Genomic DNA, 22,495 nt, shown 5'->3' on the forward strand with positions numbered 1-22,495 from the left:
CCCTTCATATAAATTATAAATATGTTTCACAACATATTTATAAAAATTGTTTGTTATTTAAGTATCAGTCAATTATTTTTTCGTATAAAATAATTGTATTTTTTTATGTATTTTTTGTAAAGTTTCAATATTTTTTATTGGATTTTCATTTAGTGCCATAACAGTTGCAAAAGCACCATTAACTGTCGTATCATAGTGTACTTTATATTGTAGAGCACTGCGACATATTAATTTTGAATCTTTTATGCCTTGATAGCAAGATGTAGTATTAACAATATAAGAATATTCTCCGTTTTTTAAACGATCTTGTATATGGGGACGTCCTTCATGTACTTTATTAACTAATCTAGATGAAATGCCAGATTTTTTTAAAGCTACAGAAGTACCTTTAGTGGCGTCTATTTTAAAACCGAGTTTTTTTAATTTTACTGCTAAGTTAATAATGTTATTTTTATCATTATTTCTTACAGACAGAAGAACACGACCTGATTTTTTCATATTAGTATGTGCTCCTAACATAGATTTAGAAAATGCTTCTGAAAAGTTTTTTCCAATTCCCATGACTTCTCCAGTAGAACGCATTTCTGGACCTAGTATAGGATCAACACCTTGAAATTTATCAAATGGAAGAACTGCTTCTTTTACTGAAAAATAAGGAGGAATTATTTCTTTAATAAAACCTTGTTCTAATAGTGTTTTACCACACATTACACGTACAGAAATTTTTGCTAATGCAAGACCTATTGCTTTTGAGACAAACGGCACTGTACGTGCAGCTCTTGGATTTACTTCAATGATATAGATTTTATTATTTTTAATAGCGAATTGTATATTCATTAGTCCTTTTACAGATAATTCAAAAGCTAGCTTTTTTACTTGTCTTCTAATTTCATTTTGCACTTTACTAGTAAGAGTATATGCAGGTAATGAGCATGCAGAATCGCCAGAATGAACTCCAGCCTGTTCAATGTGCTCCATTATACCACCAATTAAAACAGTTTCTCCATCACAGATGGCATCAACATCAACTTCTGTTGCATAGTCTAGATATTGATCTAATAAAATAGGTGTTGTATTGTTCTTTTTTAGTGTTGTTTTAAAGTAATTTTCTAAACCATACGGTTCATAAACAATTTCCATTGCTCTTCCACCTAAAACATAAGATGGTCGTACCATTATTGGATAGCCAATTATATCAGCTTTTTTATAAGCTTCATCTAAAGTCAAGACAGTTGCGTTTAAAGGTTGTTGTAATCTTAATTTATTAACAGTTTTTTGGAAACGATAACGATTTTCTGCTGTGTCAATCGAATCTGGACTGGTTCCTATTATAGGAACACCTTCTTTTTCAAATTCATGCGCTAATTTTAATGGGGTTTGACCTCCATATTGAATGATAACTCCTTTTGGTTTTTCTATTCTGACTATTTCTAAAACGTTTTCTAATGTAATTGGTTCAAAGTATAATCTATCTGAAATATCATAATCGGTAGATACTGTTTCTGGATTACAGTTAACCATAATTGCTTCAAAACCATCTTCTCGTAAAGCTTGAGCCGCGTGTACACAGCAATAGTCAAACTCTATACCTTGTCCTATTCTATTAGGACCACCACCTAATATGATTATTTTTTTATTATTTTTACTTGGATGAGACTCACATTCATCTTCCCATGTTGAATACATATATGCTGTTTCGGTAGAAAATTCAGCTGAACATGTATCAATTCTTTTATAAACAGGATGCAAATTAAGTTTATAACGTAGTTGTCTTATTTCACTTTCATTTTTATTAGTAAGTATTGCAATACGTTGGTCAGAAAAACCTTTTCTTTTTAGAAAATAAAAAAAGTCGTATTTTAAGCCAATAAATCCATTTTTTATAATTTTTTTCTCTAAGAGAATAATTTCTTTGATTTGAACAAGAAACCATGGATCAATCGATGTTAAATCAAATACATCGTTTATAGACATACCATATCGAAATGCATCACCTATATACCAAATACGTTCAGAACCTGCATCTTTTAATTCGCGTCTAATTTTAATTAAATATTCTGAATCGCGAGAAGATATTTTAGAGTCAAAACCACTAGCGCCGACTTCTAAACCACGAATAGCTTTTTGTATAGATTCTTGGAAAGTACGACCTATCGCCATAACTTCTCCGACAGATTTCATTTGTGTAGTTAATCTATCATCGCATCCAGGAAATTTTTCAAAATTAAATCTAGGAATCTTTGTTACTATGTAATCTATTGATGGTTCAAATGATGCAGTAGTATTTGTTCCGGTGATATCATTTGCAAGTTCATCTAATGTATACCCGATAGCTAATTTAGCTGCAATTTTTGCAATCGGGAATCCTGTTGCTTTAGACGCTAGAGCGGAAGAACGAGAAACTCTAGGATTCATTTCAATAACAATCATTCGACCATTTTTGGGATTGATTGCAAATTGCACGTTAGAACCGCCTGTTTCTACACCTATTTCACGTAAAATTGACATAGATGCATTTCTCATGACTTGATATTCTTTGTCAGTAAGAGTTTGCGCAGGTGCTACAGTAATCGAGTCGCCTGTGTGAATACCCATAGGGTCTAAATTTTCAATTGAACATACGATAATGCAATTGTCATTTTTATCTCGAACAACTTCCATTTCATATTCTTTCCAACCAATTAGCGATTCATCAATTAGAAGTTCTGTACTTGGAGATAATTCAAGTCCTCTTTCACATATTTTTTCAAATTCTTCATGATTATAAGCAATTCCCCCTCCATGTCCACCCATGGTAAAAGACGGACGAATAATACATGGAAAACCTACGTTATTTAAAACCAAAAATGCTTCTTGAATGTTATGTGCGATACCACATTTCGCAGTTTCTAAATTTAACTTCTTCATTGAATGTTCAAATAATTTTCTATTTTCAGCTTTTTTTATTGCGTCTACTGTTGCACCTATGATTTGAACACCATATTTTTTTAAAATACCTTTATGATCTAATTCTAAAGCACAGTTTAAAGCTGTTTGACCTCCCATAGTCGGAAGTAGTGCGTCTGGTTTTTCTTTTTGGATAATTTTTTCTACTATTTCCCAATGGATCGGCTCGACATATGTAGCATCAGCCATATCAGGATCTGTCATAATAGTAGCGGGATTGGAATTTAGAAGAATAATTCTATAACCTTCTTCTTTTAAAGCTTTACAAGCTTGTGTACCTGAATAGTCAAATTCACAGGCTTGTCCAATTACTATTGGACCTGCCCCAAGAATTAAAATTGATTTTATATCAGTAGATTTAGGCATTTTTTTTCCCTAATTAATTACTGAGTGTAGTTTTTTGAGAAACGATTAATTTAATGAAATAATCAAACAAATATGAAGCATCATGTGGTCCGGGACTTGCTTCTGGATGACCTTGAAAACTAAAAGCTGATTTATTAGTTAAGGATAGTCCTTGTAATGTTCCATCGAAAAGCGAACTATGTGTAATTTCTATATTATTGGGTAAGTTTTCAGTATCTACAGTAAAACTGTGATTTTGAGATGTTATAATTACTCGGTTGTTTTTAATATCCTTAACAGGATGGTTGCCTCCATGATGCCCAAATTTCATTTTAACAATTTTAGCTCCACTAGCTAAGGCAAGTAGCTGATGTCCTAAACATATCCCAAAAATAGGAATATTAGTTTTTAAGAAATATTGAATTGCATGAATAGCGTAATCGCAAGGTCTCGGGTCACCTGGTCCATTAGATAAAAAAATACCGTCTGGAGATAAATTTAATACAGTTTTAGGATCAGTTATAGCTGGGACGACCGTTAAATAACAGCCTCTATCTACAAGCATACGAAGTATATTTCTTTTTACTCCAAAATCATAAACAACGACATGAAATAAAAATTTTTGTTTGTTTATAGAAAAAAAATTATTTTTTTTAAAAGTAAAACTACCTTGATCCCAATTATAAATAGATTTAGTGGATACTTTTTTTGCTAAATCTAAATCTTGTAAACTAATAAAATTTTTAGCTTTGTTATATGCTATAGAATAATTTTGTTTTTTATCTTCTATAATACATCCATTTTGTGAACCTTTGGTACGCAAAATACGTGTTAATTTTCTTGTATCAATATCCGATATTGCAATAATATTGTTTTCTTTTAAATAGGAAGAAAAACTTTTTTTATTTCGGTAATTACTTGCAGTGAGTGATAAATCACGGATAATAAGACCTTTAATGTAAATTTTGGATGATTCTTCATCATTAGAATTAGTACCAACATTACCAATATGAGGATGAGTTAATGTCACAATTTGATGTGAATAAGAAGGATCAGTTATTATTTCTTGATAACCAGTGATTGATGTATTAAAAACAACTTCGCCTACAGTTATTCCTTTAGCTCCAATAGCTCGTCCATGAAATTTAGTCCCATCTTCTAAAACCAGTACTGCTAATTGGCTCAAAACACCCTCCATTAAAAACACTTTTTTTATATGTGAGTTTTTGTTACTATTGTATTAATTACATTTTATCTTAACTAAAATTAATATTTTTGTCTATTATCATGATATACATTTGCAAGTTCTTAAAAATTATATTTTTCTATCTAATATAAAATACATTTTAATTATAACCATGTATGGTAACTAAAAAATATTAACTAGATTATTTTTTTTAGTCCTAATTACAATGATAGTACATCTGTCATATCAAATAAACCCGTATTTTTTTTATGAATCCATAGAGCTGATTGTATAGCACCTCGAGCAAAAGACATTCTATTAGACGCAGTATGAGTAATTTTTATTTCTTCATCATAACTAGAAAACATCACAGTATGTTTCCCAACAATATTACCGGCGCGTACAATAGAAAATCCAATTTTTTTTGCATCTCTAATTCCAGTTATTCCTTTTTGATAATATATAGAATCTTGATTTAAATTCCAATTCATTACTTTTGATATTACTTCTCCAATCTCCAAAGCTGTACCTGAAGGAGCATCTATTTTATTACGATGATGATATTCAAGAATGTTAATATCCGAATCTTTTCCTATAATTTGAGTGGTTTTTTTGATTAATTGAAACAGCAAATTAATACCAATACTAAAATTTGATGCTATAATTATAGCAATTTTTTGAGAATATGATTTGATAATATCAATTTCTTCTTTTGAAAATCCTGTAGTACCAATAACAATATTTTTTTTGAATTTATTACAATATTTCAAGTATTCTAGTGTGCCTGCAGGCCTAGTAAAATCAATTAAAACATCAAAGTCATTTTTTTTTATATTTAACTCATCGCTAATAAGAACACCTATTTCTCCTATTCCAATAATTCGGCCGATATCTTGACCAATTAATTGATGTTTTTTTTGGACCACTGCAACTGTTAAATGTGAGTGTTTATTGTTTTGTATTTCTTTAATAAGCATACGACCCATACGACCAATGGGACCAGTAATTGCTATACGGGTTTTTTTGTTCATGTTTTATCCGTTTTCATCTAAAATTGTTTTAATATTTAATAATTTTTTAGGAATTTTAAAAATTTTTTTTTCTCTAACACCTATCATTTCTATTGGTTTATGAGCACCTATTTTCCTTAAATATTGAATTACTTCTGTAACTAATATCTCTGGTGCTGAAGCACCAGCCGTAATACCTATATAATTTACATTTTTTAGCCATTTTTTTTTAATATCAAGAAAAGAACTAATAAGTTTAGTAAATGTTCCAGTTTCTTTTCCTAATTCTGCAAGACGATTAGAATTAGAAGAATTATTTGATCCTATTACAAATATTATATCAGCAATTTTAGATAATTGACGAACCGCTATTTGACGATTAGTTGTGGCATAACATATATCTTCTTTATTGGGACCAGAAATTTCTGGAAATTTATTTTTTAAAGCAGCAATAATTTTTTTTGTATTTGTAATAGATAAAGTTGTTTGTGTAAAAAAATTTAATTTTTTACTATTTTGGACAGATAAATTATGTACATCTTCTATAGACTCAACGAGATATATTTTTCCATTTTTATTATTATATTGCCCTATCGTTCCTTCTACTTCAGGATGTCCTCTATGACCAATAAGAATTGTTTCTATTGCTTTTTCACTAGATTTTGAGACTTCTATATGTACTTTTTCTACTAGTGGACAAGTAGCATCTAATATAATTAATTTTTTTTTCACAGCTTCTTGTACAACTTTTTTTGATACACCATGTGCAGAAAAAATAACTACTGAATAGTCTGGAATTTGTTCAATTTTTTCAACAAAAACAACTCCTTTTTGACGCAGTGTGTTAATAACATATTGATTGTGTACTAGTTCATGCCTAATATAAATTGTTTTTTTATAAACTTTTAATGCATTTTCAACTATTAAAATTGCTCTTTTAACACCAGCACAAAAACCTCGAGGATTAGTTAATATGATGTTCATTACATAATCTCCAAACCATTTATATTAATAATAATTGAATATTATATAAAAACCATTTAACTTTTTATGTTGAGTAATTTATTCGCATAAGTATAATAATTCCAATAAATATACTACAATCAGCTATATTAAATGTAGCAAAATGCCAATCATTAATATGTATGTCAATAAAATCTACTACGAATCCGTAAAAAATTCGGTCTATTAAGTTGCCCGTTGCACCTGCAATAATTAAAGAATAAGCAGTTATTTTTTTTGTTTCTTGTTTTTTTAATTTAGTAATAATTCTTGTCATTACTAGTATAGTCAGTATGCTAACAGTTGATAAAAACCATTTTTGCCACCCGTTTTGATCAGATAAAAAACTAAATGCTGCACCGTGATTATGTACATGAAAAAAATTTAACACCGAAAAAATTTTTTTTGTGTCATAAGTTTTTATATATTTTATGATCAAGCGTTTACTGGATATATCGAGAATAAGAATAAAAATTATTGTGGTTATATAAATCCATTTTTTTGATTTTTTAGAATATTTCTGTTTCATTATATGAATATACGTTTTTCGCCATTTCCTATAGTATTTAAAATACAACGATTACAAATATCACTATTTTTTATATTTTTTTTAGTAAAATTAAAGTAGTGCCAACATCGCGGACATTTTTTTCCTTTAATTTTTTCTAAAGAAACTTTCAAATAAGGGACGATTTTGCTTTTTTTTGCATTTTTAGGTGCTGTATCATATAACTTAATTTGTATATCTGATGTTAAAAAGATGAATTTTGTTTCTTGTTCTAATATTTTTAATTTATTTGATAATTCATGTGAAACATATAGAATAATAGAAGTTTCAAGTGAATTATTGATAGTTTTATTTTGTATTGCTTCTTCTAAAAATTTATTAATTTCATGTTTAATTGTAATTATTTCATTCCAAAATTGATAATTAAATAAGTCATCTTGATCTAAATAAAATAATTTGTCAAACCACTCTTCCATAAATACATATTGAGAATTATTTTCTGGTAAATAGCTCCATATTTCATCTGCAGTAAAAGATAGAATTGGAGCTATCCATCGTACAAGAGAATTAATGATATAATATATAGCTGTTTGAGAACTACGTCTTTCCTGACTATGTTTTTTTAAAGTATATTGCCTGTCTTTTATGATATCAAGATAAAAAGAACCCATTTCTATTGAACAAAAATACATTAAACGTTGTATTACCGCATGAAAGTTATAATTATTATAATGTTGAATAATTTCTTCTTGAACTATTTTAGTTTGTCCTATAGCCCACTTATCTAAAAGAACCATATTTTCTTTAGATATTATATTTTTTTTAGGATCAAAATCACTGATATTAGCTAACATAAAACGAGCCGTGTTTCTAATTCTTCTGTATATATCTGACGAACTCTTTAATATTTCATTAGAAATCGAAATATCATTAGAATAATTAGAAGATGCAACCCATAGTCTTAAGATATCAGCTCCTAATGTATCAACTATTTCATTAGGACTTATAGTATTACCTATAGATTTAGACATTTTTTGTCCTTTTCCATCAACAACAAATCCATGAGTTAATACTTCAGAATATGGTTTTTTTTCACTGATTAAAGTTGATATTATTAGTGAAGACATGAACCAACCTCGATGTTGATCAGATCCTTCTAAAAACATATCTGCATTTTTTTTAGTATAATTTTTGTTCTTGTAGTTTATTGTAGTATGTGTATTTCCCGATTCAAACCACACATCTAATATATCTAAAATTTTTTCATATGATTGATATTCTTCACCTAGTATTTCTTTTGAATCTATATTCCACCATACCTGTAGTCCTTCTAATTCTACTTTTTTTGCTATTTTTTTCATAAAAACAAAAGTATTAGGGTGTATCTTTCTTGTATTCTTATGTATAAAGATAGACATTGGAACTCCCCATTTTCTTTGTCTCGAAATACACCAATCTGGTCTTTTTTTAATCATTTCTCCTATTCTTGATTCTCCCCATTCAGGTATCCATCGTACTTTTTTTATTTCTTGTAATAATTTAATACGTAATTGTTTCTGATCGATATCTATGAACCATTGTGGAGTGGCTCTATATATCACCGGACTCTTATGTCTCCAACAATGTGGGTAACTATGTATGAGAGATTCATGATGAAAGAATGTATTATTTTTAATTAATAGTTCTATAATAATTGAATTAGCTTCTAAAACATTAACACCGTCTAATTTGTCATGTGTATTAGAGATGTATTCCCCTTTAAAATTTACTATATTACTTGTTTTAATATTATATTTTTGACTAATAATATAATCCTCTAATCCATGATCTGGTGCCGTATGAACAGCTCCTGTTCCTGATTCAAGAGTTACATGTTTTCCTAAAATTACAGGCAAATCAATATTTTTTAAAAATGGATGCAAACATATCATTTTTTCTAAAAATCTTCCTTTTACATAATTTCTTATTATTGATTTTTTTATTTTTAGTGTGTTTAACGTCTTTTCAACTAACTCTTTTGCTATGATTAAATAGCATCTTTCAGTTTCTATTAATTGGTACTGAAAATCTGGATGTATTGAAATAGCTTTACTAGAAGGGAGAGTCCATGGTGTTGTTGTCCAGATTAGTAGATGAATTTCTTTTTTGTTAGAAATTTGAAAATCAAATAATTTTTCTATAATTGATTTATATTTAAATTTAAAACCAACTATAATAGAATCTGATTTTTTTTTAGAGTATTCAATTTCAGCTTCAGATAGTGATGATGCACATTTAAGGCACCAATGTATGGGTTTAAAATCTTGATATAAATGTTTTTTTTGTACAATTTTCGATAAGGTCTTAATTATATTAGCTTCATTTTTAAAGTTCATTGTTAGATGGGGATTATCCCAATCACCTATTACCCCTAATCTAATAAAATCTTTTTTTTGTTTTTCAACTTGATCTTGCGCATATTTTCTACATTTTTCTTGAAATTCTGTAGTCGATATTTCCCCTTGATTAGACTTGATTTTTTCCTCAACTTTCTGTTCAATTGGCAAGCCGTGACAATCCCAAGAGGGAATATAAGGTGCATCAAAACCTGACATATTTTTAGATTTTATAATAATATCCTTTAAAATTTTATTTACTGCATGTCCGATGTGAATGTTCCCATTAGCATATGGTGGCCCATCATGAAGAAAGAATATTTTTTTTTCTTGGTTTTTTTTTCGAATTAATTTATATAAATTATTTTCGTTCCAACTTTTTAATATATTTGGTTCTTTTTTTGAAAGATTTCCTCTCATAGAAAATAGTGTTTTAGGTAAATTTAAAGTGTCTTTATAATCATCCATTCTGTTCTCTTTTTTATTAATTTTTATGAATGTTAAAATATTTTTGAACTATTAAAATATCTTGTGATATTTGATTTTTTAATTCTTTTTTTGAAGGAAAAAATTGTTCATCCCGTATTTTTTTATATATAAAAATTTCTATATATTTTCCGTATAAATCAATTTTTATGTCAAACAAATACACTTCAAGTAATTTATTTTTTTGAGTATTGGAAAAACTAGGTTTGATTCCAATATTAGAAATTCCTATGGCGTATTTATTCGGGCAATATTTTATTTTAACTGCATATACTCCATTAGTTAATAAAAAATTTTTACTTAAAAGTATATTTGCTGTAGGATAATTCATGGTTCTTCCTATTTTATTTCCATGGATTACTCTGCCAGATATGCTAAATACACGACCCAGGAGAAGAGAAGCTAATTTTATATTATTTTCAGATAATGCTTTTCTAATATTAGTACTACTGATTTTTATATTGTTTTTATATAATGGTCGAATTTTTATGACGTTAAATTGATATTTATATCCTAGTTTTTTTAATAGATTGATATTGCCGTTTCTTTGAAAGCCAAATCTAAAATCATTTCCTATGACTATAAATTTTAAGTGTAGTTTATTTATTAATATATTTATGATAAAATCTTTTGCACTTAGAGATTGAAAAGATTTATTAAATTTAACACACAATATACTATCAAAATTGTAGGAACTAATACGTCTTATTTTCTCACGGAACTTTGTAATCCGAACAGGAGCATTATTTTTTCTTAAAAATTCTAACGGTTGGGGTTCAAATAAAACAACTATAGTTGATAATTTATATTTTTGACCTATTTGATATATATGTGAAAACAATTTTTGATGACCTAAATGTATCCCATCAAAATTTCCAATAGTAACAACTGAATTAGAATTTATTTCCTTGATATTATGAATACCTCGTATAATCTTCATTATTAGGTTGACCTTATTAAATGAAGCAAATTACATTGAAAAATTTTTAATAAAAAAATTTTATAGTTTTTTTTATATAATATTTCTTAGTATTTTTTTAAAAAAAAATTTTTTTAATGAAATTAAAAATTAAAATAATAATATTTTTTCAGTATATTCATTAATATTGTTTTTTCAAATAAATGTTTAATTTTTTAAAATTTAGAGGTAAAAATTGGCCAATATAAAAGCATCTAAAAAAGATGCATTAACTTCTGAAAAACGTCGTAAAAAAAATTCTAGTCGACGTTCAATGATTCGTACCTTTGTAAAAAAAGTACGAGTAGCAATTATGTCTGGAAACAAAACAACAGCAGAAGATGCATTTAAAAAAATGCAACCTATTATTGATAGTCATGTGAATAAAGGTTTGATACATAAAAATAAAGCTGCACGCTATAAATCTAATTTATCATTACAAATTAAAAAAATATCTAAAATATAATTTTTTTTAGAGTATTGCCTCTAATTTTTAGAAGCAATACTTATAGAATCTTATCTTGTCAGATCATCAAAAAATCTTTTAACACCATCAAAAAATCTTTTTGAACGAGGACTATTTTTTTCGCCGCGAAAACCGTGAAAACTATTACCTAATTCATGCAAAAGGTTTTTTTGTTGTTCATTAAGATTTACAGGGGTTTCGACTACAACACGACATAATAGATCACCTTGATTTCTATTTTGTACTGATTTTACTCCTCTTCCACGAATACGAAAAAGTTTTCCTGATTGTGTCTCATATGGTATTTTTAGTTTAACTCTACCGTCTAGAGTAGGCACCTCTATTTCTCCACCTAGTGCTGCCATTGTAAAATTTATCGGTACTTCACAGTATAGATTGTTTCCTTCTCTTTCAAAAATAGGATGTTTTTTGACTGTAATTTGAACATAAAGATCTCCTGATTGTGCGCCATTAGCACCTGCTTCTCCTTCATTATTCAAACGAATACGATCATTGGTATCTAGACCTGGTGGAATTTTTACTGATAATATTTTATATGTTTCAACACGCCCTTGTCCATGACATAAATTGCACGGATCAGTAATTATTGTCCCCTTACCATGGCATGTAGGACATGATTGTTGTACTGTAAAAAAACCTTTTCTAATATGTATTTGTCCTTTGCCGTGACATGTAGAACATGAACGAGGTTTAGTACCCGTTCTTGTACCACTTCCGTAACATGTTTTACATTTTTGAAGCGTTGGAATTTGAATTTCTTTTTTTATTCCTTTTACTGCTTCTTCTAATGTAATTTCCATATTATAGCATAAATCAGCTCCTTTTTTAGCTCTTTGAGTTCTGTTTCCACCAAAAATATCACCAAAAACATCCCCAAAAATATCACTAAAATCTGCGGAATTAGTAAAAGTGCTGTATGTACTATTAGACTGACCATTTTCAAAAGCCGCATGTCCATATTGATCATATGCACTTCTTTTTTCTTCATTAATTAAAATTTCATAAGCTTCTTTTATTTCTTTGAATTTTCCTTCAGCGGTTTTATCTCCTTGATTACGGTCAGGATGATATTTCATCGCTAGTTTTTTATATGCTTTTTTAATTTCACGCTCTTCAGCCGATTTTGGAATGCCTAAAATTTGATAATAGTCTTTTTTTGCCATTCTAACTTACTCTACCTGATTTAAAAATAATTACACGGGCGCAGAAGTTTATCTACGCCCGTGCTAGTTTAAAGTCTATAATAATTATCTTTCAATATTTTATTAAAATTGATTATTTCTTCGGATCTTTAATTTCTTCAAATTCTGCATCTACAACATTTTCATCTTTTTTATTAGCTGACATATTGTTGTCTTTTTGATCTTTTTCTGATTTTTTTTGATTGATTTCTGTTAGCTTAGAAGATATTTTTAAAAGATTTTGTATGTTCTTTTCGATATCAGACTTATCTTCTCCTTTTAATGCATTTTCTAGTTTATTTAGAGCTAATTGAATATCTTTTTTACTCTCTTCTTCAATTGAATTTTTATTTTCATTTAGTTGTTTTTTGATACTATGAACTAGTTGATCACCTTGGTTTCTTGTTTGAATTAATTCTTCAAACTTCTGATCTGCTTCAGAATTAGCTTCTGCATCATTTACCATTTTTTTAATTTCTTCTTCATTTAATCCAGAAGATGCTTTAATGGTAATTTTTTGTTCTTTTCCAGTTTTTTTATCTTTTGCAGATACATGTAATATTCCATCGGAATCAATATCAAATGTTACTTCAATTTGTGCTGTTCCTCTAGGAGCTGGATTAATCCCGTCTAAGTTAAATTGTCCCAATGATTTATTATCTGAAGATCTTTTACGTTCACCCTGAAGCACGTGTATAGTAACTGCTGATTGATTGTCTTCTGCTGTTGAAAATATTTGACTATGTTTAGTAGGGATAGTGGTATTTTTATTTATCAGTGATGTCATTATTCCACCCATAGTTTCAATTCCTAGGGATAGAGGAGTAACATCAAGTAATAAGACATCTTTAACATCACCAGAGAGAACTCCTCCCTGTACTGCAGCTCCAACTGCTACAGCTTCATCTGGATTTACATCTTTTCTAGGTTCTTTTCCAAAAAAATCAGCAACTTTAGATTGCACCATAGGCATTCTAGTTTGACCACCAACTAATATCACATCATTTATGTCTGTTACTGATAATCCTGCATCTTTTAATGCAACTTTTAGTGGCTCAATTGAACGTAATATTAAATCTTCCACTAAAGACTCTAATTTTGCTCGAGTAACCTTTATATTTAAATGTTTAGGTCCATTGGAATCTGCAGTGATGTATGGAAGATTAACATCTGTTTGTTGTGCGGATGATAATTCTATTTTTGCTTTTTCCGCAGATTCTTTTAAGCGTTGCATGGATAATGGGTCATTTCTTAAATCTATTCCTTGTTCTTTTTTAAATTCTGTTACTAAATAATTAATTAGTCTACTATCAAAATCTTCTCCTCCAAGATGTGTATCTCCATTTGTAGCAAGAACTTCAAATGTTTTTTCTTTATCCACTTCATCAATCTCGATGATTGAAATATCAAAGGTTCCACCACCTAAATCATATACAGCTATTGTTCTATTTCCTTTTCCTTTATCTAAACCATAAGCTAGTGCTGCAGCTGTTGGTTCATTTATGATTCTTTTTACTTCTAGTCCTGCTATCCTACCTGCATCTTTAGTTGCTTGACGTTGAGCATCATTAAAGTAAGCAGGAACCGTAATAACTGCTTCTTTAATTGTTTCTCCTAAATAGTCTTCTGCAGTTTTTTTCATTTTTTTTAATACTTCTGCAGAAATTTGAGGAGGTGCCATTTTTTGTTTTTTTACATCAATCCATGCATCACCATTATCAGAATTTACAATATTATAAGGCATGATTTTTATATCACGTTGTACTTCATCATCTTTAAATTTTCTGCCAATTAAACGTTTTATAGCAAAAAGTGTATTCTTTGGATTAGTTATAGCTTGACGTTTAGCAGGTTGTCCTACTAAAACTTCTCCTTCTTGAGTATATGCAATAATTGACGGTGTAGTACGATCACCTTCCGCATTCTCTAAAACACGTGGTTTATTGCCATCCATAATGGCAACACAAGAGTTGGTTGTTCCCAAGTCAATACCAATAATTTTACCCATTAAAGTTTCTCCTATTTAATATTTTGATAAATTGGGTTTTTTGCAACCTTTATGCGGCCACTTTTTTGGCTTTTAATTAGTTACATAAGTTTTATCATACTTTGCATCTGAAATGTTTAATGATTATTAGATGGGGTCGCTTTTTCGCTCATCAAGGGGCAGTAGAAAAAAAAATAAAGTTTTACCAAACTATAACTGAAAATTATAAGTTTTTTATTTATTAAAAATAACATATTCGTTAATATATTTAATAACATAGTTTTTTTATATATTTATATATATAAACAATCTATATTTAATGCTATAGATATTTTTAAATTTTCAGGGGTAATTAATGTTAATAAATACTGAAGCAGTTAATGAATACTTATCCTTTTTTATGTTTATATTTTTTTCTTTAGGATTATGTTTTTTTATGCTTTGTTTAAGTTGGATTTTAGGAGGCAGGTCTTCTTCTCGATATAAAAATACCCCTTTTGAGTCAGGGATTGTATCATCCGGTAATACTAATCTTTATTTTTCTGTAAAATTTTATTTAATTGCTATGTTTTTCGTTGTATTTGATGTTGAAGCACTATATTTATATGCTTGGTCTGTCAGTATAAAAGAATCTGGATGGATAGGATTTAGCGAAGCCTTAATGTTTGGAATATCTCTTTTATTAGGATTGTTCTATTTAGTTCGTATTCGAGCATTAAACTGGTCATCTTCAGTTAAAAATAATATTCAACTATTTTAACATATAATATGTTTTACCTTAATGAGGCATAAAATGAATTATACTTTAACTAAAGCAGATTCTGATAACAATAATAAAAAATATCCAAAACAAACGATTGAGTCTGTTTCAGATCCTCTAGAAGAATATTTAAAAAAGAATATTTTTATGGGTAAAATTACTCAATTATTACATAAATTAGTTAATTGGGGTCGAAAAAATTCTTTATGGCCTTATAATTTTGGTCTGTCTTGTTGTTATGTGGAAATGGTATCTGCTTTTACTTCCGTTCATGATGTTGCACGTTTTGGATCTGAAGTATTACGTGCGTCTCCTAGACAAGCTGATGTCATGGTGATAGCAGGTACGCCATTTATAAAAATGGCGCCTGTTATTCAGAGATTATACGATCAAATGTTAGAACCAAAATGGGTTATTTCTATGGGAGCATGTGCCAATTCTGGCGGAATGTATGATATCTATTCTGTTGTTCAAGGAGTAGATAAATTTTTGCCGGTTGATATTTATATTCCTGGTTGTCCACCTCGTCCTGAAGCGTATATGCAAGCTTTAATACTGTTGCAAAAATTGATCAATGAAGAAAGAAGGCCGTTATCCTGGGTAATTGGAGAACAAGGTGTTTATCATAAAAAGATGCCATCTGAAAGAGTTCAAAAAAGAAGCAAAAGAATTAATATTATCAATCTTTCAACTTCAGAAAAAATTTAATAATATATTTAAAATATATAAATTTCTTTAATATTACTGATTTTTTAGATGATAATATTATTATATTTTAAACTGAGTGGTGAGAGATATATGATTGATTTAATGCCAAAAAAAAATACATTTTTATTAAAAAAAAAATATAAAGAAGACTCAAATAATTCAGTAATTAATAATTTATTTGATTTCTTTGGTAAAGAATTTTGTTTTCATCAAATTACCTTAACCGGTTTTCCTATAATTTGGATTGATAAGACATTATTAATAGAAGTTGGAAAATTTTTATATCATTTATCTCAACCTTATATCATGCTTTATGATTTACATGGCGTAGATGAACGTATTAGATTGCATCGAGAAGATTTACCTAAAGCTGATTTTTCCGTTTTTTATCATTTAATATCTATTGAACGCAACTCTGATATTATGATTAAAGTACCATTATTAGAAAACGATTTGATCTTGCCAACTTTTACTGGTTTATTTCCTAATGCTAATTGGTATGAACGTGAAACTTGGGATATGTTTGGGATTATTTTTAATAATCATCCTAATTTAACTCGTATTATTATGCCTAGTACATGGAAAGGACATCCATTAAGAAAAAATTATTCTGCAAGAGCAACCGAATACGAACCTTTCTTCTTAAATGAGCAGAAAGAAGATTTAGAAATGGAAGGTTTAAAATTTAAACCTGAGTTATGGGGTATGAAACGCAAGAACGACAATGTAGAATTTATGTTTCTAAATTTAGGTCCAAATCATCCTTCTGCTCATGGTGCTTTTAGAATTGTTTTACAGTTAGATGGTGAAAATATTGTAGATTGTGTTCCAGATATTGGGTATCATCATCGCGGAGCTGAAAAAATGGCAGAACGGCAGTCATGGCATAGTTATATTCCATATACTGATCGCATTGAATATCTGGGTGGTTGTGTAAATGAACTTCCTTATGTTTTAGCTGTAGAAAAATTAGCAAATATTTCAGTTCCAGAAAAAGCAGAAGTAATTAGAGTAATGATGTCAGAATTGTTTCGTATAAATAGTCATTTATTATATATTTCTACTTTTATTCAAGATGTAGGTTGTATGACTCCAGTTTTTTTTGCTTTCACTGATCGTCAAAAAATATATGATTTAATTGAAGCAATTACAGGTGCTCGTATGCATCCTGCTTGGTTTCGTATTGGTGGAGTAGCTAATGATTTACCACAGGGTTGGAATATTTTATTAAAAGAATTTCTTGACTGGATGCCAAAAAGGTTAAAATACTATATAAACACTGCTTTAAAAAATAGTATTTTAATCCATCGATCAAAAGGAATTGCTGAGTATAATAAAAAAGAAGCATTGCAGTGGGGTGTCACTGGAGCAGGTTTACGTGCTACAGGATTAAATTTTGATGTAAGGAAATGGAGGCCATATTCTGGATATCAAAATTATACTTTTGAAGTACCAGTGGGTTCGGGAATTAGTGATTGTTATTCAAGAGTAATGATTAAAGTAGAAGAAATTTATCAAAGTCTTTTTATTTTAAAACAATGTTTATGTAATATGCCATCAGGTCCTTTTAAATCTGAAGATTCATTGACTACGCCTCCTTCTAAAGAGTGTGTTTTGCAAAATATTGAGACTATGATTACTCATTTTTTACAAGTGTCTTGGGGTCCAGTAATTCCAGAAAATGAAAGTTTTCAAATGATTGAAGCAACAAAAGGAATTAATAGTTATTACTTAATTAGTGATGGTGGTACGATGAGTTATCGTACAAGAATACGTACACCTAGTTTTCCACATTTGCAACAAATACCTTCAGTTATTCGTGGCAGTTTGATATCTGATTTAATTGTATATTTAGGTAGTATCGATTTTGTAATGTCTGACGTGGATAGATAATCATGTATAAAAAAAAAGTCAAATGCAAGAAATTTCTATAAAATTTAAATTAACTAATGAAGAAATAAATGCAATAGAAAATCAAAAAAAATACTATGAAGATTTTCGTGCTATTTCTATAGAAGCGTTAAAAATTGTTCAAAAAAAACGAGGTTGGGTTTCTGATCAAGCTATTTATGCTATTGCAGAAATTCTGCATATTAACCCCAGTGATGTTGAAGGAGTCGCTACTTTTTATAGTCAAATTTTTCGTAAACCTGTGGGTCGTAATATTATTCGTTATTGTGATAGTGTAGTTTGTTTTTTGACAGGTTATAAAAGGATTCAAATAGCTCTAGAAAATTATTTAAAAATAAAGATAGGAGAAACAACTAAAGACGATAGATTTACTTTATTACCAGTTTGTTGTTTAGGAAATTGTGATAAAGGTCCAACCATCATGATTAATGAAGATACATATTCTGTTTTAACTCCAGAATCCATACCAAGTTTACTGGAATCATATAAATGAATAGAATTTTACGAATTTCAGAAACGCACCCTTTAACTTGGCGGTTAAGAGATGATCAAAAAACTGTTTGGATTAAAGAATATTGTGATAAAAATGGTTATTTATCTTTAAAGAAAGCATTAAAAGAAATGCTTCCAGAAGATGTTATTAATATAGTAAAAGAATCTGGTTTAAAAGGAAGAGGAGGTGCAGGATTTTCTACTGGATTAAAATGGAGTCTAATGTCTCAAAACCATTCTTATACAAGAGAACGTGGTTACTTAATATGTAATGCTGATGAAATGGAACCTGGTACGTATAAAGATAGATTATTAATTGAAAAGATTCCTCATCAATTAATTGAAGGAATAATATTGTCCGCATACGCATTAAACGTTTCTCGTGCTTATATTTTTTTAAGAGGAGAATATGTTCAAGCTGAGCATATTTTAAAACAATCTATACAGGAAGCAATTAATTTTGGTTTTATTGGATTAAATATCTTAGGAAGCAATTTTAATATCGAGTTAGTTTTACATACTGGGGCTGGACGATATATTTGTGGAGAAGAAACTGCTTTAATTAATTCTTTAGAAGGTCGTAGAGCTAATCCTAGATCGAAGCCGCCATTTCCAGCAGTATTTGGTTTGTGGGGAAAACCTACTTGTGTGAATAATGTTGAAACACTGTCTAATGTTCCATGTATTATATTGAACGGTGTAAGTTGGTATAAAAATTTATCTAAAAGTTCTGATACAGGTACTAAATTAATGGGGTTCTCAGGAAATGTAAGAAATCCCGGTGTTTGGGAATTACCTTTTGGCACCACTGCTCGTGAAATTTTAGAAGATTATGCTCATGGAATGAAGTCCGGTTTTTCTTTAAAAGCTTGGCAGCCAGGTGGCGCGGGAACAGATTTCTTGCTTGAAGAACATTTAGACTTGCCAATGGATTTTAAAAATATCAGTCAGGCTGGAAGTCGTTTAGGAACTGCTCTTTCTATGGCTGTTGATAATAAAACTAGCATGGTTTCTCTTGTATATAATATAGAAAAATTTTTTTCACGAGAATCATGTGGTTTGTGTACACCATGTCGAGATGGGTTGCCTTGGATTGTAAAAATATTAAAAAGTTTAGAACAAAATAAAGGTCATAAAAATGATGTGAAAAACTTAGAAAAACTATGCTCTCATTTAAGTCCAGGAAAAACATTTTGTGCTCATGCGCCCGGGGCAATAGAACCATTGCAAAGTGCTATTAAATATTTTCGATCTGAATTTGAATCTGGAATCAATATAAGAAAAAGAGATTTAAATAAAAAAATTATTGGGATTCAATCTAATTGTATTTAATTCAAACATTGAAATTTTTATAGAAAATATTTATTTTAAATAAATTTTTTTATATAAATTTATCTGAATAAAAGATTTTGGAATTATTCTCTTATGGCTAAGATTTATGTAGATAGTAAAATATATAATGTTAACGAATCAGATAATTTACTGCAAGCTTGTTTATCAGTGGGTATAAATATTCCTTATTTTTGTTGGCATCCTTTATTGGGAAGTTTAGGTGCATGTCGTCAGTGTGCTGTTACACAATATGATAATTTTCAAGATCGTAAAGGTCGGTTAATTATGTCTTGTATGACTCCTGTAACTGATGGAGCTATAATTTCCATCAAAAGTACTGAATCAGAAGTTTTTAGAAGTGCTATTGTTGAACTTTTATTAACTAATCATCCCCATGATTGTCCAGTATGTGAAGAAGGTGGTCATTGTCATTTGCAAGATATGACCGTTATGGTCAAACATAGTATGCGGAATTATAGATTTAAAAAAAGAACACATAAAAATCAATATTTAGGTCCTTTTATTAAACATGAAATGAATCGCTGTATTGCATGTTATCGTTGTGTTCGATATTATAATGAATATGCAGATGGTGTAGATTTTGGAGTTTATGGTTCCAATAATAATGTTTATTTTGGTCGTATAGAAGATGGTGTCTTAGAAAGTGAACATTCTGGAAATTTAATAGAATTATGTCCTACTGGAGTATTTACTGATAAAACTCATTCTAAAAAATATAATCGTAAATGGGATATGCAATACGCTCCAGGAATATGCCATAATTGCAGTGTCGGCTGTAATATTAGTATTGGAGAACGTTATGGTGAAATACGTCGAATAGAAAATAGATATCATGAAAATATAAATCATTATTTAATATGCGACCTTGGTCGTTTTGGGTATTCACATACCAATTTGAATACACGTCCTAAAAAACCTACATATGTTAATAAGTATAATGATCTTAATGTATTAAATTTTAATGAAGCAATAAAAATCGGAGTTGATTTTTTTAAAAGATATAAGCGTGTAATTGGTGTCGGTTCTGCAAGATCAAGTATAGAGAATAATTTTGCATTACAAGAACTTGTAGGAAAAGAGAATTTTTCTAACGGAATGTCTAACAAAGAGAAGGAATGTATCAAATCGATTTTAGAATTTTTAAAAAATAATTATATATATATCCCATCTTTAAAAGAAATTGAAAGTTATGATGTAATTTTAGTTCTTGGAGAAGATTTAACACAAACATCTTCTCGTGTTGCTTTAGCAGTGCGTCAAGCAGTGAAAAAAAAAGTTCAAGATATAAAAAATTTATATGGTATTCCGAAATGGAATACATCATCTAATATTCATATTTCAGAAAAATTTAAAAATTCTTTATATATTATGCATACACATGAAAGTAAATTAGATGATATTTCTGAATGGTCTTATTTCGCTTCTATTGATAAACAAGTTAATTTAGCATCTTCTATCGCTTATGAGATAGATAAAAGTTCACCAAAAGTTTCAAATTTAGATTCTGAATTAAAAGAAAAAGTGTTGTTAATTTCTGATAGATTAATTTCATCTAAAAAAACATTAATTATTTCAGGTTCTCATTCTTTTAGTGATTCTATTATTAAAGCATCAATAAATATAGCTAAAGCTATTAAATTTCGCGCTCCCGATCACCATGTTGGTGTGACTTTGTTAACGTCATCTGTTAATTCTTTAGGTGCAGAGTTGCTTGGAGGCATGTCTATAGAATCTGCATTAGATGATCTTAAAAAAGAAAAAGCAGATGCTGTAATTTTTATGGAATACGATTTGTATCGTTCTGTATCTGAATATGACTGTGAGTATTTTTTTAAGAATAAAGATAATATAATTACTCTCGATCATCAGTACACACAAACTTTTAAAAAATCCATGTTATCTTTACCTTCAACAAATTTTACTGAAAGTTCTGGAACGGTAATAAACTTTGAAGGAAGAGCACAGCGTTTTTTTCAAGTTTATGATCCTAATTTTTATGATAAAAGTAATTGTCTATGTGATAGTTGGAAATGGTTGCATACTATCAAATCAAAAATTAATAATACAGAAATATGTTGGTTTAATTTAGATGATGTAATCAATTCCTATGCTGAAAAATATTCTATTTTTAAACAAATAAAAACAAACGAATTAAATTCTAATCTTCGTATCCATGGTCAAAAAATTTCTCGGTCACCTATTCGTTCTAGTGGCAGAACATCTTTGCGTTCTAATATCGATGTTCATGAACCTTGTCAGCCTAAAGATATTAATACTATGTTTGCATTTTCTATGGAAGGATACAATCAACCTAATTCGTCTGTATCGAATATTCCCTTTGCTTGGTTCCCCGGATGGAATTCACCTCAAGCATGGAATAAATTTCAGGTAGAAGTAGGTAGAAACTTAATATCTGGTGATTCAGGTATACATATTTTTAAAAAATATGAAAAAAAAACAGATGTATATTCAAATATAGTTTTAAAAAATTCTATAAAAGAAAAATACTGGAATATAATCCCCTATTATCATCTATTTGGCAATGAAGAATTAACTCAATATTCTTCTATAATACAAGAAAATACTCCTTTAGAGTATGCTTTAATTGGTTTATCAGATGCCATTAAGATGGGTTTGAAAAAAGATTCTATAGTAGAATTTAACTGTTTAAAAAAAGATTATTGTTTGCCAGTTCAAGTATCTAAGTATTTAACTGAAAAACAAATAGGTTTGCCTATTGGAAGAAAAGGATTTCCTCTTGCACTTGTTGGTGAAAAAATTGAATTTTTATAGGAATTTA

Annotated in this window: 16 protein-coding genes; 7 read left to right on the forward strand and 9 right to left on the reverse strand. The window is 29.0% G+C overall.

What is annotated here, in order from left to right:
* Window positions 1–72 precede the first annotated feature (72 nt).
* The 7 genes from carB to ribF all read right to left on the reverse strand — a co-directional run bounded on the left by carB (window position 73) and on the right by ribF (window position 10,798).
* The gene (gene carB, locus BU_RS00785) at window positions 73–3,312 is read right to left on the reverse strand and encodes a carbamoyl-phosphate synthase large subunit (RefSeq protein ID WP_010895970.1); all 3,240 of its coding nucleotides are present in this window, start codon (window positions 3,310–3,312) and stop codon (window positions 73–75) included.
* Between the two features lie 13 nt (window positions 3,313–3,325).
* Complete coding sequence (carA, locus tag BU_RS00790) at window positions 3,326–4,477, reverse strand: glutamine-hydrolyzing carbamoyl-phosphate synthase small subunit (RefSeq protein ID WP_407843035.1); 1,152 nt, start codon at window positions 4,475–4,477, stop codon at window positions 3,326–3,328.
* A gap of 221 nt (window positions 4,478–4,698) precedes the next feature.
* On the reverse strand, window positions 4,699–5,508 hold the full coding sequence (dapB, locus tag BU_RS00795) for a 4-hydroxy-tetrahydrodipicolinate reductase (RefSeq protein WP_010895972.1): 810 nt from the start codon (window positions 5,506–5,508) through the stop codon (window positions 4,699–4,701).
* A 3-nt stretch (window positions 5,509–5,511) separates the two neighbouring features.
* Window positions 5,512–6,471: a 4-hydroxy-3-methylbut-2-enyl diphosphate reductase gene (ispH, locus tag BU_RS00800; protein WP_009874103.1), complete on the reverse strand. Its 960-nt coding sequence runs from the start codon at window positions 6,469–6,471 to the stop codon at window positions 5,512–5,514.
* A 64-nt stretch (window positions 6,472–6,535) separates the two neighbouring features.
* On the reverse strand, window positions 6,536–7,018 hold the full coding sequence (lspA, locus tag BU_RS00805) for a signal peptidase II (RefSeq protein ID WP_010895973.1): 483 nt from the start codon (window positions 7,016–7,018) through the stop codon (window positions 6,536–6,538).
* The gene (gene ileS, locus BU_RS00810; protein WP_010895974.1) at window positions 7,018–9,840 is read right to left on the reverse strand and encodes an isoleucine--tRNA ligase; all 2,823 of its coding nucleotides are present in this window, start codon (window positions 9,838–9,840) and stop codon (window positions 7,018–7,020) included. The genes lspA and ileS overlap by 1 nt, the downstream gene beginning before the upstream one ends.
* 16 nt (window positions 9,841–9,856) lie before the next feature.
* Window positions 9,857–10,798 carry a bifunctional riboflavin kinase/FAD synthetase gene (ribF, locus tag BU_RS00815; RefSeq protein WP_009874106.1) on the reverse strand — a complete coding sequence of 314 codons (942 nt, stop codon included), beginning with the start codon at window positions 10,796–10,798 and terminating at the stop codon, window positions 9,857–9,859.
* Between the two features lie 214 nt (window positions 10,799–11,012).
* Here ribF and rpsT point away from each other — a divergent pair, with 214 nt between their 5' ends.
* Window positions 11,013–11,282: a 30S ribosomal protein S20 gene (rpsT, locus tag BU_RS00820; RefSeq protein ID WP_009874107.1), complete on the forward strand. Its 270-nt coding sequence runs from the start codon at window positions 11,013–11,015 to the stop codon at window positions 11,280–11,282.
* Window positions 11,283–11,332: 50 nt separating this feature from the next.
* Here rpsT and dnaJ read toward each other — a convergent pair whose 3' ends face one another.
* The gene (gene dnaJ / locus BU_RS00825) at window positions 11,333–12,466 is read right to left on the reverse strand and encodes a molecular chaperone DnaJ (protein WP_009874108.1); all 1,134 of its coding nucleotides are present in this window, start codon (window positions 12,464–12,466) and stop codon (window positions 11,333–11,335) included.
* 112 nt (window positions 12,467–12,578) lie between these two features.
* Window positions 12,579–14,492, reverse strand: a complete 1,914-nt coding sequence (gene dnaK / locus BU_RS00830) for a molecular chaperone DnaK (protein ID WP_009874109.1) — start codon at window positions 14,490–14,492, stop codon at window positions 12,579–12,581.
* 334 nt (window positions 14,493–14,826) lie between these two features.
* On the opposite strand from dnaK, the gene ndhC reads away from it, so the two are divergent.
* The 6 genes from ndhC to nuoG all read left to right on the forward strand — a co-directional run bounded on the left by ndhC (window position 14,827) and on the right by nuoG (window position 22,488).
* Window positions 14,827–15,231, forward strand: coding sequence for an NADH-quinone oxidoreductase subunit A (ndhC, locus tag BU_RS00835; protein WP_009874110.1), 405 nt, complete (start codon window positions 14,827–14,829; stop codon window positions 15,229–15,231).
* A 33-nt stretch (window positions 15,232–15,264) separates the two neighbouring features.
* Window positions 15,265–15,939 carry a NuoB/complex I 20 kDa subunit family protein gene (locus BU_RS00840; protein WP_009874111.1) on the forward strand — a complete coding sequence of 225 codons (675 nt, stop codon included), beginning with the start codon at window positions 15,265–15,267 and terminating at the stop codon, window positions 15,937–15,939.
* Between the two features lie 90 nt (window positions 15,940–16,029).
* Window positions 16,030–17,832: an NADH-quinone oxidoreductase subunit C/D gene (nuoC, locus tag BU_RS00845; protein ID WP_010895975.1), complete on the forward strand. Its 1,803-nt coding sequence runs from the start codon at window positions 16,030–16,032 to the stop codon at window positions 17,830–17,832.
* A gap of 22 nt (window positions 17,833–17,854) precedes the next feature.
* Complete coding sequence (gene nuoE, locus BU_RS00850) at window positions 17,855–18,343, forward strand: NADH-quinone oxidoreductase subunit NuoE (protein WP_009874113.1); 489 nt, start codon at window positions 17,855–17,857, stop codon at window positions 18,341–18,343.
* Window positions 18,340–19,674, forward strand: a complete 1,335-nt coding sequence (nuoF, locus tag BU_RS00855; protein ID WP_010895976.1) for an NADH-quinone oxidoreductase subunit NuoF — start codon at window positions 18,340–18,342, stop codon at window positions 19,672–19,674. Before nuoE ends, nuoF begins: the two co-directional genes overlap by 4 nt.
* A gap of 93 nt (window positions 19,675–19,767) precedes the next feature.
* Window positions 19,768–22,488 carry an NADH-quinone oxidoreductase subunit NuoG gene (nuoG, locus tag BU_RS00860; protein WP_010895977.1) on the forward strand — a complete coding sequence of 907 codons (2,721 nt, stop codon included), beginning with the start codon at window positions 19,768–19,770 and terminating at the stop codon, window positions 22,486–22,488.
* Window positions 22,489–22,495 lie beyond the last annotated feature (7 nt).

Origin of the sequence: Buchnera aphidicola str. APS (Acyrthosiphon pisum), from assembly GCF_000009605.1 — a bacterium.
GTDB classification, from domain to species: domain Bacteria; phylum Pseudomonadota; class Gammaproteobacteria; order Enterobacterales; family Enterobacteriaceae; genus Buchnera; species Buchnera aphidicola_I.

Coding starts and splice junctions, on each gene's coding strand:
- carB (WP_010895970.1), bottom strand. CDS start 3,312: ATGCCTAAATCTACTGATATAAAATCAATTTTAATTCTTGGGGCAGGT.
- dapB (WP_010895972.1), bottom strand. CDS start 5,508: ATGAACAAAAAAACCCGTATAGCAATTACTGGTCCCATTGGTCGTATG.
- ispH (WP_009874103.1), bottom strand. CDS start 6,471: ATGAACATCATATTAACTAATCCTCGAGGTTTTTGTGCTGGTGTTAAA.
- lspA (WP_010895973.1), bottom strand. CDS start 7,018: ATGAAACAGAAATATTCTAAAAAATCAAAAAAATGGATTTATATAACC.
- ileS (WP_010895974.1), bottom strand. CDS start 9,840: ATGGATGATTATAAAGACACTTTAAATTTACCTAAAACACTATTTTCT.
- ribF (WP_009874106.1), bottom strand. CDS start 10,798: ATGAAGATTATACGAGGTATTCATAATATCAAGGAAATAAATTCTAAT.
- dnaJ (WP_009874108.1), bottom strand. CDS start 12,466: ATGGCAAAAAAAGACTATTATCAAATTTTAGGCATTCCAAAATCGGCT.
- dnaK (WP_009874109.1), bottom strand. CDS start 14,492: ATGGGTAAAATTATTGGTATTGACTTGGGAACAACCAACTCTTGTGTT.
- ndhC (WP_009874110.1), top strand. CDS start 14,827: ATGTTAATAAATACTGAAGCAGTTAATGAATACTTATCCTTTTTTATG.
- BU_RS00840 (WP_009874111.1), top strand. CDS start 15,265: ATGAATTATACTTTAACTAAAGCAGATTCTGATAACAATAATAAAAAA.
- nuoC (WP_010895975.1), top strand. CDS start 16,030: ATGATTGATTTAATGCCAAAAAAAAATACATTTTTATTAAAAAAAAAA.
- nuoE (WP_009874113.1), top strand. CDS start 17,855: ATGCAAGAAATTTCTATAAAATTTAAATTAACTAATGAAGAAATAAAT.
- nuoF (WP_010895976.1), top strand. CDS start 18,340: ATGAATAGAATTTTACGAATTTCAGAAACGCACCCTTTAACTTGGCGG.
- nuoG (WP_010895977.1), top strand. CDS start 19,768: ATGGCTAAGATTTATGTAGATAGTAAAATATATAATGTTAACGAATCA.